The following is a 10835-nucleotide window of genomic DNA, read 5'->3' as shown; positions in this document are numbered from 1 at the left end:
ACCCGCAGTGGTTCCACCACCGCGCCGACGGCACCATCGCGTACGCGGAGAACCCGCCGAAGAAGTACCAGGACATCTACCCGGTCGCCTTCGACGCCGACATGGACGGCCTGGTGACGGAGACCGTGCGGGTGCTGCGGCACTGGATGGAGCACGGGGTACGGATCTTCCGCGTCGACAACCCGCACACCAAGCCGGTGGTGTTCTGGGAGCGGGTGATCGGGGAGATCAACCGCGCCGACCCGGACGTCATCTTCCTGGCGGAGGCGTTCACCCGCCCCGCGATGATGCACACCCTCGCCCAGGTCGGCTTCCAGCAGTCCTACACCTACTTCACCTGGCGCAACAGCAAGCAGGAACTGACCGAGTACCTCACCGAACTCTCCGGGGATTCGGCCGCCTACATGCGGCCCAACTTCTTCGCCAACACCCCCGACATCCTGCACGCCTACCTCCAGCAGGGCGGCCGCCCCGCCTTCGAGATCCGCGCCGTCCTCGCGGCCACCCTCTCCCCCGCCTGGGGCATCTACAGCGGCTACGAACTCTGCGAGAACCAGGCGCTCAAGCCTGGCAGCGAGGAGTACCTGAACTCCGAGAAGTACCAGCTCGAACGCCGGGACTGGGAAGCCGCCGCCCGTGAGGGACGCACCATCGCCCCCCTCATCACCAGCCTGAACGAGATCCGCCGCCGGCACCCCTCCCTGCGCCAGCTGCGGAATCTCCGCTTCCACCACACCGACAACGACTCCGTGCTCGCGTTCAGCAAGAGCACCGGCGACGACACGGTCATCGTGGTCGTCAATCTCGACCCGCACCACACCCAGGAGGCCACGGTCTCGTTGGACCTGCCGCGACTCGGCCTGGACTGGAACGACGCCCTGTCCGTGCACGACGAACTGACGGGCGAGACCTACCACTGGGGCCGCGACAACTACGTGTGCCTCAGCCCCGGCCGCGCCCCCGCGCACGTCCTGCGTGCCGAGCCGGCGACGTCCCAGATCGGAGGGCCTGCAGCGTCATGACCGTCAACGAACCCGTGCCGGACACTTTCGAGGACACTCCGGCCAAGGACCGGGACCCCGAGTGGTTCAAGCGTGCCGTCTTCTATGAAGTCCTGGTCCGCTCCTTCCACGACAGCGACGGCGACGGTGTCGGCGATCTGCAGGGTCTGACCGCCAAGCTCGACTATCTCCAGTGGCTCGGCGTGGACTGCCTGTGGCTCCCGCCGTTCTTCAAGTCCCCTTTGCGTGACGGTGGTTACGACGTCTCCGACTACACCTCGGTCCTTCCCGAGTTCGGGGACCTCGCGGACTTCGTGGAGTTCGTGGACGCGGCCCATCAGCGGGGCATGCGGGTCATCATCGACTTCGTCATGAACCACACCAGTGACCAGCACCCGTGGTTCCAGGAGTCCCGCAACAACCCCGAAGGCCCCTACGGCGACTACTACATGTGGGCCGACGACGACAAGCAGTACCAGGACGCCCGCATCATCTTCGTCGACACCGAGGTCTCCAACTGGACCTTCGACCCGGTGCGCGGACAGTACTTCTTCCACCGCTTCTTCTCGCACCAGCCCGATCTGAACTACGAGAACCCGGCCGTGCAGGAGGAGATCCTGGCCGCCCTGCGGTTCTGGCTGGACCTCGGCATCGACGGCTTCCGGCTGGACGCGGTGCCGTACCTCTACGCGGCCGAGGGCACCAACTGCGAGAACCTGCCCGCCTCGCATGCCTTCCTCAAGCGCGTCCGGAGCGAGATCGACGCCCAGTACCCGGACACCGTGCTGCTGGCGGAGGCCAATCAGTGGCCCGAGGACGTCGTCGACTACTTCGGCGACTACTCGACCGGCGGCGACGAATGCCACATGGCGTTCCACTTCCCGGTCATGCCCCGCATCTTCATGGCCGTACGACGCGAATCCCGCTACCCGGTCTCCGAGATCCTCGCCAAGACCCCCGCGATCCCCACGAACTGCCAGTGGGGCATCTTCCTGCGCAACCACGACGAGCTGACCCTCGAAATGGTCACCGACGAGGAACGCGACTACATGTGGGCCGAATACGCGAAAGACCCGCGTATGCGCGCCAACATCGGCATCCGCAGGCGGCTCGCCCCTCTGCTGGACAACGACCGCAACCAGATCGAGCTGTTCACCGCCCTCCTGCTCTCCCTGCCCGGCTCGCCGATCCTCTACTACGGCGACGAGATCGGCATGGGCGACAACATCTGGCTCGGCGACCGCGACGCCGTCCGCACCCCCATGCAATGGACCCCCGACCGCAACGCCGGCTTCTCCTCCTGCGACCCCGGCCGCCTCTTCCTCCCCACGATCATGGACCCGGTCCACGGCTACCAGGTCACCAACGTCGAAGCCTCCATGTCCTCCCCGTCCAGCCTCCTGCACTGGACCCGCCGCATGATCGAGATCCGCAAACAGAACCACGCCTTCGGACTGGGCTCGTTCACGGAACTCGCCTCGTCCAACCCGGCGGTGCTGGCCTTCCTGCGCGAGTACGGCGACGACCTGGTGCTGTGCGTGCACAATTTCTCCCGCTTCGCGCAGCCCACCGAGCTGGATCTGCGGGCCTTCGACGGGCGGCACCCGGTGGAGCTGATCGGCGGGGTGAAGTTCCCGGCCATCGGTGAGCTGCCGTATCTGCTGACCCTCGCGGGGCACGGCTTCTACTGGTTCCGGCTCACCCGACCCGCATCCCGCATCGGCCGCCGCCGCTGAGCGCCCGGCGCCGAGGAAAGGACGCGTCACCATGCCGAAGACCATCACCCTCAGCCCCCCGGCGGCGACCGGCGCCGACGGGCTCCTGGCCTCGCTGGGCGGCCTGTTGCGCGAGTGGCTGCCCCGGCAGCGCTGGTTCGCGGGCAAGGACCGGCCGGCCACCGATCTGTCGGTGCTGTCCGTCACCGAGCTGTTCCCGGGCTGCCTGCACCTGCTGGTGAACGCCTCGCACGCGCCGGGCGGCACTCCCCCGCCCGGCGACTGCTACCAGCTGCTGCTGGGCCTGCGCGAGCGGCCGGCGCCGAGCCTGGAGCGGGCGCTCATCGGGCGCGCCGAGCACGGCCCGCTGGCCGGGCTCCACGTGTACGACGCGCTGCACGACCCGCGCTGCGCGCACCTGCTGCTGGAGCGGCTGCGGCAGCCCGGCAACGCGGGCCCGCTCCGCTTCGAGGTGGACGCGGCCGCCGATGTGCCCGGCGGCCTGGCGCCCCGGCTGCTGACCAGCGAGCAGTCCAACTCCTCGATCGTGTACGGCGATTCCTACATCCTGAAGGTGTTCCGCCGTATCCAGCCCGGCGTCAACCCGGATCTGGAGGTGCCGCAGGCGCTGGCCGCGCAGGGCTGTGCGCGGGTGCCCGCGCCGGTCGCGTGGTTCTGCACCACCGCGCCGCGCCCGGCCACGCTGGGTGTGCTCCAGCCGTTCCTGCCGGACGCGGTCGACGGCTGGGAGCTGGCGCTGCGAGCGCTGGCCCGGGGCGAGGACTTCACCGCCGAGGCGAGCGAGCTGGGCGGTGCCATGGCCGAGGTGCACCTCGCGCTGGCCGGGGCGTTCCCGGCGGCCGGCGGGGAGGAGAACGGCGTCACGGCCGAGGCGATGTGCGCGCGGGTCGACGCGGCGGCGAGGGCGGTGCCGGGGCTGCGGCCCTATGTGCCCGGGCTGCGGGCCGCGTTCGGGGCCCTGGCCGTCCACGACTCCGGTCCGGCCGCCCAGCGCGTCCACGGCGATCTGCACCTGGGGCAGGTGCTGCGCGCCGGGCCCGACTGGTTCGTCATCGACTTCGAGGGCGAGCCCTCCCGTCCGCTCGCCGAGCGGCGGACCGCGCAGTCCCCGGTGCGTGACATCGCCGGGATGCTGCGCTCCTTCGACTACGCGGCCCGGCAGCGCCGCCCCTGGCGGCCCGAGTGGGCGAGCCGCTGCCGGGAGGCGTTCTGCGCGGGCTACGCGGCCCGTGCGGGCTGGGACCCACGCAAGGAGCACGCGCTGCTGCGCGCGCACGAAACGGACAGGGCGGTGTACGAGGTGCTGTACGAGGCGAGACACCGGCCGGACTGGCTTCCGGTCCCGATGGCAGCGATCGAGCGGCTCGCCGAGTGGAGAGGCTGAATCATGGCACTGCGCGACACTTCGCTGCCCGAGTCCTCGGGCCCCGTCCGCACCTCGGCCGTCGCCCTGGAGGGCGTCGAGCGCGACCGTCTGCTGGGCGGCGCGCATCACGATCCGCACGCCCTGCTGGGCGCGCACCCGGTACCGGGCGGTGTCCTGTTCCGCGCCCTGCGCCCGAACGCGCTCGGTGTGAGCGTCCTGGCCGACGGGGTGCGCTCGCCGCTGGCCTCGGAGGGCGACGGTCTGTTCTCCGCCGTGCTGCCGTACCCGGAGATCCCCGCGTACGAGCTGGTGGTGGCATACGAAAACGGCGAGCGGACGGTGCACGACCCGTACCGTTTCGCGCCCTCGCTCGGTGAGCTGGACCTGCATCTGATCCGTGAGGGCCGGCACGAGGAGCTGTGGAAGGCGCTGGGCGCCGAGCCGATGACCCACGAGGGCGTCGCGGGCACCCGGTTCACGGTGTGGGCACCGAACGCCCAGGGGGTGCGGCTGGCCGGGGACTTCACGTTCTGGGACGGCACGCAGTACCCGATGCGCTCGCTGGGCGCGGCCGGGGTGTGGGAGGTGTTCCTGCCGGGGATCGGCGAGGGCGCCAGGTACAAGTTCGAGATCACCTCCCGGTACGGCCACCGGTTCCTGAAGGCGGACCCGATGGCCCGGCTCACGGAGGTCCCGCCGGACACCGCCTCCGTCGTCACCTCCTCCCGCTACGCGTGGAACGACGACCAGTGGATGGCGCACCGGGGTGACACCCCCGTGCACCAGGCGCCGATGTCGGTGTACGAGGTGCATCTGCCGTCCTGGCGGCCGGGGCTGACCTACCGCGAGCTGGCGGCGGAACTGCCCGCGTACGTGAAGGACCTGGGCTTCACGCATGTGGAGCTGATGCCGGTCGCCGGGCACCCCTTCAGCGGCTCCTGGGGCTACCAGGTCACCTCGTACTACGCGCCCACGCCCCGCCTCGGCTCGCCGGACGACTTCAAGTTCCTGGTGGACGCGCTGCACCGGGCGGGCATCGGCGTGATCATGGACTGGGTGCCGGCCCACTTCCCCAAGGACGACTGGGCGCTGGCCCGGTTCGACGGGGACCCGCTGTACGAGCCCGGAGACTCCCGGCGGGCGGAGCACCCGGACTGGGGGACGTACGAGTTCGACTTCGGCCGGACCGAGGTGCGCAACTTCCTGGTCGCCAACGCGGTGTACTGGTGCGAGGAGTTCCACATCGACGGGCTCCGCGTGGACGCCGTCGCCTCGATGCTCTACCTCGACTACTCGCGTGACTCGGGGCAGTGGGCGCCGAACGTCTTCGGCGGGCGCGAGGACCTGGACGCGGTCGCCTTCCTCCAGGAGATGAACGCGACCGTCTACCGGCGCTGCCCCGGTGTGGTGACCATCGCCGAGGAGTCGACGGCGTGGGAGGGCGTGACCCGGCCCACCGACAGCGGCGGCCTGGGGTTCGGGCTGAAGTGGAACATGGGCTGGATGCACGACTCGCTGGAGTACGTGCAGAAGGAGCCGGTGCACCGCAAGTACCACCACCACGACATGACGTTCTCGATGGTGTACGCGTACAGCGAGAACTACGTGCTGCCGATCTCGCACGACGAGGTGGTGCACGGCAAGCAGGCGCTGGTGTCGAAGATGCCGGGCGACTGGTGGCAGCGGCGCGCGAACCACCGGGCGTACCTGGGCTTCATGTGGGCCCACCCCGGCAAGCAACTGCTGTTCATGGGACAGGAGTTCGCGCAGGGCGCGGAGTGGTCGGAGAAGCACGGGCCCGAGTGGTGGCTGCTCGACGGTGACTATCACTCGGCGGCCGACCACCTGGGCATGCGGGACCTGGTGCGGGACCTGAACACGGTGTACCGGGACGCCCCGGCGCTGTGGGAGCGGGACACCGATCCGGGCGGCTTCCAGTGGTCCATGTGCGACGCGGCCGACGACAACGTCTTCGCGTTCGTCCGGTACGCCGGGGACGGCACTCCCCTGCTGGCGGTGTCGAACTTCTCGCCCGTGGTCCGGGAGGACTACCGGCTCTGGGCACCCGAGCAGGTGCCGGCCTGGCAGGAGGCGCTGAACACCGACGCGGTCCGGTACGGCGGGAGCGGCGTCCAGGTCGGTGACGCGGGCAAGCTCTGCCCCGAGGACGGCCGGCTGCGCCTGACGCTGCCGCCGCTGTCCACGGTCTGGCTCACGCCCGCCCGCTGAGCCCGCCGCACCGGCGCCCGACGAGGGGCGGCCGGGGTCGTACGGACCCCCGGCCGCCCCTCTCGCCGTGTCCGGGCGCCCGCGCCGATACCCGCACGGAACGGCGGCACCCGGGACCCACCGGACACCCGCAGGTCATCAGCGGATCACGACTTTGTCCTTCCCCCCACCGAAACCGCTTCCCCGCGCTACATTCGTGCACCGCCGACACAGAGCCGATCGGCGGGGTCACCCTCCGTACTCCCAGGAGCAGCGCATGCGCGACGTCGCCTCCGCTCCGGCAGCGTTCCCGCCGCCCGCCGGCGGGCTCGCCGACACCGTCTTCGAGAAAGCCGAGAAGAATCCCGGACTGCCGCTGCTCGCCCGGCACGCGAGGTCCGCCGCGGGCGAGTGGGAGACGGTCACGGCGGCCGAACTGCGGGACGAGGTGGTCGGGCTGGCCAAGGGGCTGGTGGCCGCCGGGATCTCGCCGGGCCACCGGGTGGCCCTGATGGCCCGCAACCGTTACGAGTGGACGGTGCTGGCGCACGCCCTGTGGACCGTGGGCGCGGAGATCGTCCCGATCCATCCGACCTCCTCGCGGGACCAGGTCGAGTGGATCCTGCGGGACGCCGGCTGCGTGGCCGTGGCGGTCGAGGACGAGCTGGGCGTGATGACCGTCGGCACGGTGTGCGCGGTACTGCCCCGGCTCAGGCACGTCTGGCAGCTGGACGCGGGCGCGCTGCCCGAACTCACCGAGCGGGGCGTGGACATCCCGCTGACCACCGTGGAGTCGCTGCGCCGGATCGTGCTGCCGGACTCCACCGCGGCGGTCACCTACACCTCCGGCGCCACCGGGCGCCCGATGGGCTGCGCCCTGAGCCACCGCGGGCTGGCGTACTCCTGCGACGTGCTGCTGACGGGGTGGGGCCAGACGGCCGCGCAGCCGGGCGAGCAGCCCTCGGTGCTGGCGTTCCTGCCGTTCTCGCATGTGTACGGGATCATGATCCAGACGCTGTGTCTGCGCGGCGGCATCCTGATGGCGCACGAGCCGGAGATGTCCGAGGAGGCCCTCGCCTCGGCGCTGAGCACCTTCCGGCCGACGTATCTCTACGGTGTCCCCTCGGTGTTCGAGAAGCTGTACAAGACTTTCCTGAGGACGGCTCAGCAGGCGGGCCGGGGCGCGTTGTTCGAGCGGGCGGCGCAGACCGCGCGGGACTTCGCGGAGTCCGAGGAGCGCGGCCGCCTCGGCATCGGGACGGGACCCGGCCTGGATCTGCGGCTCCAGCACGCCCTGTACGAGCGGACGGTGTACCGGAAGCTGCGTTCCGCGCTGGGCGGCCGGGCCCGGCGGGGCACCTCGGGCGGGTCCTCGCTGAGCCGCGAACTGTCGCTGTTCTTCGAGGGCATCGGCCTGTACATCCACGACGGCTACGGGCTGACGGAGACCTCCGGCGGGATCACCATGCAGCCGCTGGGCCGGGAGAAGTCGGGGACCGTGGGCGTGCCGCTGCCGGGCACCGAGGTCCGGGTGGCCGAGGACGGGGAGATCCTGGTGCACGGCCCGTCGGTGTTCCAGGGCTACATCGGCGACGAGGCGCGCACCCGGAGCGTGCTGCGCGGGGGCTGGCTGGCGACCGGGGACATCGGGCGGCTGGACCGGGAGGGGTATCTGACCATCACCGGCCGCAAGAAGGACGTCATCATCACCTCCAGCGGCAAGAGCGTGGCGCCCGCGCCGCTGGAGCAGCGGCTGCGCATGCACCCGCTGATCCACCAGGCGGTGGTCGTCGGCGAGGACCGGCCGTGCATGGGCGCGCTGATCACCCTGGACCCGGAGTTCCTCGCGCACTGGCGGGCCGCGCTGGCGCTCCAGGGCGACTTCGAGGGGCGGGAGAGCCGGGAGGAGAACGCGCTGCGCGAGGAGCTGGCCCGCGCGGTCGCCTCGGCCAACAGCGCGGTGTCCCGCGCCGAGTCCATCCGGGTCTACCGGGTCGTGCAGGAGCCGTTCGCCCCGGACAACGGGCTGCTGACGCCGTCGCTGAAGCTGCGCCGGGACGCCATAGCGCGGCACTACGCGGCCGAGATCGACGCGATGTACAAGGCGCGTTCGCGTGCCGCGCGGGCCGGGCGCGGCCCGGAACCGGCGGACTGGGACGAGCCGGACGACGTGTTCCGGTGAACCGGTGCCCGTCCGGTGGCGCGTCCACGCGTAATCCGCGTGGCGCTGGGAACCCGCCCTGGTGAACTGACCAGCGACGATGACCGCCCCGGAGCGCGGGGACCGAGCCCGACCCGCTCCGGGGGACGGCGGGGAATACGAGATGGCGACAGAGCGGCGTTGGGACGGCACCCCTCCCTCCGAGAGGGCGCACGAGCGTGCGTACTCCTTTCCCGGCGAGCTGCCGAACGTGACGGGCGCGCGGCTGGCCGCGGAGGAGTTCCTCCGCAAGCTCGCCCGTGACGCGCCGCCCGTGGCGCCGGAGTACTGGGACGACATCCTGCTGGTGGTCACGGAGCTGGCGGCCAACGCGATCCAGTTCGCGCCGGGGCCGTTCGGGCTGCGGATGCGGCGCACCTTCGACGGGGTGCATGTGACCATGCACGACACCAGCACGGTGGTGCCCGAGCCGCGTCCCTTCAGGCCGAGTTCGGGCGGCGGGGGCATCGGCTGGCATCTGGTGCACACGCTGTGCGACCAGGTGAGCGTGGTGGTGGTGGAGGACGGCAAGGACATCCACGTCTTCCTGCCGTGGTGAGCCTCCGCGGTGGTCACTGCGGTGGTCACGGCGGTGCGAGGTGTACCTGTGCGGAATCGGGTTACTCCGGTGCGTGGAGGGGCAGGCTGCTGCCCACGCGTTCGCTGCCGGGCGCTTCCGACTGGCGGAACGGCTCGGGGCGCGGTGGGATCGGGTGTGGTGACAGTGGTCCAGGGCATGCGAACGGCGTCCATCCGGACCGACGGGAGCCGCAGAAGGGAAGAACACCGTGACACGACGACCCAGGATTCTGGTGATCGGCGCAGGCTTCGCCGGAGTCGAGTGCGTTCGCCGACTGGAGCGCAAACTCGGCCCTGACGAGGCGGACGTCGCCCTGGTGACGCCGTTCTCCTACCAGCTCTACCTTCCGCTGCTGCCCCAGGTCGCCTCCGGCGTGCTGACGCCGCAGTCGATCGCCGTCTCGCTGCGCCGCAGCAAGAAGTACCGCACCCGGATCATTCCGGGCGGGGCGATCGGGGTGGATCTGGCGGCGAAGGTGTGCGTCATCCGCACCATCACCGACGAGATCGTCAACGAGCCCTACGACTATCTGGTGCTGGCGCCGGGCAGTGTGACCCGCACCTTCGACATCCCCGGCCTCGCCGAGCACGCCTTCGGGATGAAGACCCTCGCGGAGGCCGCGTACATCCGCGACCACGTCATCTCGCAGCTCGACCTCGCGGACGCCAGCGACGACCCGGAGGAGCGGGCGGCGCGGCTGCAGTTCGTGGTGGTCGGCGGCGGATACGCGGGTACGGAGACGGCGGCCTGCCTCCAGCGCCTCACCCACGCGGCGGTCCGGCGCTATCCGCGGCTGGACCCGAGTCTGATCCGCTGGCATCTGATCGACATCGCGCCGAAGCTGATGCCGGAGCTGGGCGACCGGCTCGGCAAGCAGGCGCTGAAGATCCTGCGCGACCGGGGTATCGACGTCTCGCTGGGTGTGTCCGTGGCGAAGGTGACCGAGGACGAGGTCACGTTCACCGACGGCCGGGTGATCCCGACGCACACCCTGATCTGGACGGCCGGCGTCGTCGCCAGTCCGCTGATCGGCACGATGGACGCGGAGACGGTGCGCGGGCGGCTCGCGGTGACCCCGGAGATGACGGTGCCGGGGCACGACGGGGTGTTCGCGCTCGGCGACGCGGCGGCCGTGCCCGATCTGGCCAAGGGCGAGAAGGGCGCGATCTGCCCGCCGACCGCGCAGCACGCGATGCGGCAGGGCCCGAAGGTCGCGGACAACATCATCGCCTCACTGCGCGGTGAGCCGCTGGAGCCGTACGTCCACAAGGACCTGGGTCTCGTCGTCGACCTCGGCGGCAAGGACGCGGTGTCCCGGCCGCTCGGGATCGAGCTGCGCGGCATCCTCGCCCAGATCGTGGCGCGCGGCTACCACTGGTCGGCGCTGCGCACCGGGGTCGCCAAGGCGCGGGTGCTGGTGAACTGGGTGCTGAACGCCGTCGCCGGGGACGATTTCGTCCGTACCGGCTTCCAGGCCCGCAAGCCCGCCCAGCTGAAGGACTTCGAGTACACGGACTCCTATCTGACGCCGGACCAGGTGCGCAGCGAGGTGCGGACGGCCGAGGCGGAGGGCAAGGTGCGGGGGAAGGTGACCGGGGGCTGATGAGGTGAGCCGGGCCGCCGGAGGCCGCCGCCCCGTCGTGGGGGCGGCGGCCTCCGGCGGCTGCGGGCACGCGCCTTCGGCGACGTATCCGCTGGCCGGCGGCGAGTCGGGCGGGGCGTCGTGACATCCTGGGTCGTAGAT

The 10835-nt window shown here is 71.0% G+C and carries 7 protein-coding genes; all 7 read left to right on the top strand.

Annotated elements, in window-relative coordinates; genetic code table 11:
- The coding region (locus ACIGA3_RS16085; RefSeq protein WP_399715354.1) for an alpha-glucosidase C-terminal domain-containing protein at positions 1-1022 on the top strand (1022 nt) is incomplete at its 5' end.
- Entirely contained in the window at positions 1019-2737 is a 1719-nt protein-coding gene (gene treS, locus ACIGA3_RS16080) for a maltose alpha-D-glucosyltransferase (RefSeq protein WP_399715351.1), read from the top strand. The genes ACIGA3_RS16085 and treS, both read left to right, overlap by 4 nt.
- A gap of 31 nt (positions 2738-2768) precedes the next feature.
- Positions 2769-4121 (top strand): maltokinase, encoded by a 1353-nt coding sequence (locus ACIGA3_RS16075; protein ID WP_399715349.1) that lies wholly within the window; start codon positions 2769-2771, stop codon positions 4119-4121.
- A 3-nt stretch (positions 4122-4124) separates the two neighbouring features.
- The gene (gene glgB / locus ACIGA3_RS16070; protein ID WP_399715347.1) at positions 4125-6332 is read left to right on the top strand and encodes a 1,4-alpha-glucan branching enzyme; all 2208 of its coding nucleotides are present in this window, start codon (positions 4125-4127) and stop codon (positions 6330-6332) included.
- 256 nt (positions 6333-6588) lie between these two features.
- Positions 6589-8493, top strand: a complete 1905-nt coding sequence (locus tag ACIGA3_RS16065) for an AMP-dependent synthetase/ligase (protein WP_399715345.1) — start codon at positions 6589-6591, stop codon at positions 8491-8493.
- Between the two features lie 142 nt (positions 8494-8635).
- A complete protein-coding gene (locus ACIGA3_RS16060) occupies positions 8636-9070 on the top strand; it encodes an ATP-binding protein (protein ID WP_399715342.1) in 435 nt (144 codons plus the stop codon).
- 229 nt (positions 9071-9299) lie between these two features.
- A complete protein-coding gene (locus tag ACIGA3_RS16055; RefSeq protein WP_399715339.1) occupies positions 9300-10694 on the top strand; it encodes an NAD(P)/FAD-dependent oxidoreductase in 1395 nt (464 codons plus the stop codon).
- Positions 10695-10835: the final 141 nt, after the last annotated feature.

This window comes from Streptomyces sp. NPDC085596 (genome assembly GCF_044541565.1).
Classification (GTDB): domain Bacteria; phylum Actinomycetota; class Actinomycetes; order Streptomycetales; family Streptomycetaceae; genus Streptomyces.
The sequence above is the reverse complement of the archived record's forward strand: the minus strand, read 5'-3'. Positions and strand labels throughout refer to the sequence as shown.

Bases quoted from the DNA above. Each gene is read 5' to 3' on its own strand.
- ACIGA3_RS16060 (WP_399715342.1), top strand. From the start codon at position 8,636: ATGGCGACAGAGCGGCGTTGGGACGGCACCCCTCCCTCCGAGAGGGCG.
- treS (WP_399715351.1), top strand. From the start codon at position 1,019: ATGACCGTCAACGAACCCGTGCCGGACACTTTCGAGGACACTCCGGCC.
- ACIGA3_RS16065 (WP_399715345.1), top strand. From the start codon at position 6,589: ATGCGCGACGTCGCCTCCGCTCCGGCAGCGTTCCCGCCGCCCGCCGGC.
- glgB (WP_399715347.1), top strand. From the start codon at position 4,125: ATGGCACTGCGCGACACTTCGCTGCCCGAGTCCTCGGGCCCCGTCCGC.
- ACIGA3_RS16075 (WP_399715349.1), top strand. From the start codon at position 2,769: ATGCCGAAGACCATCACCCTCAGCCCCCCGGCGGCGACCGGCGCCGAC.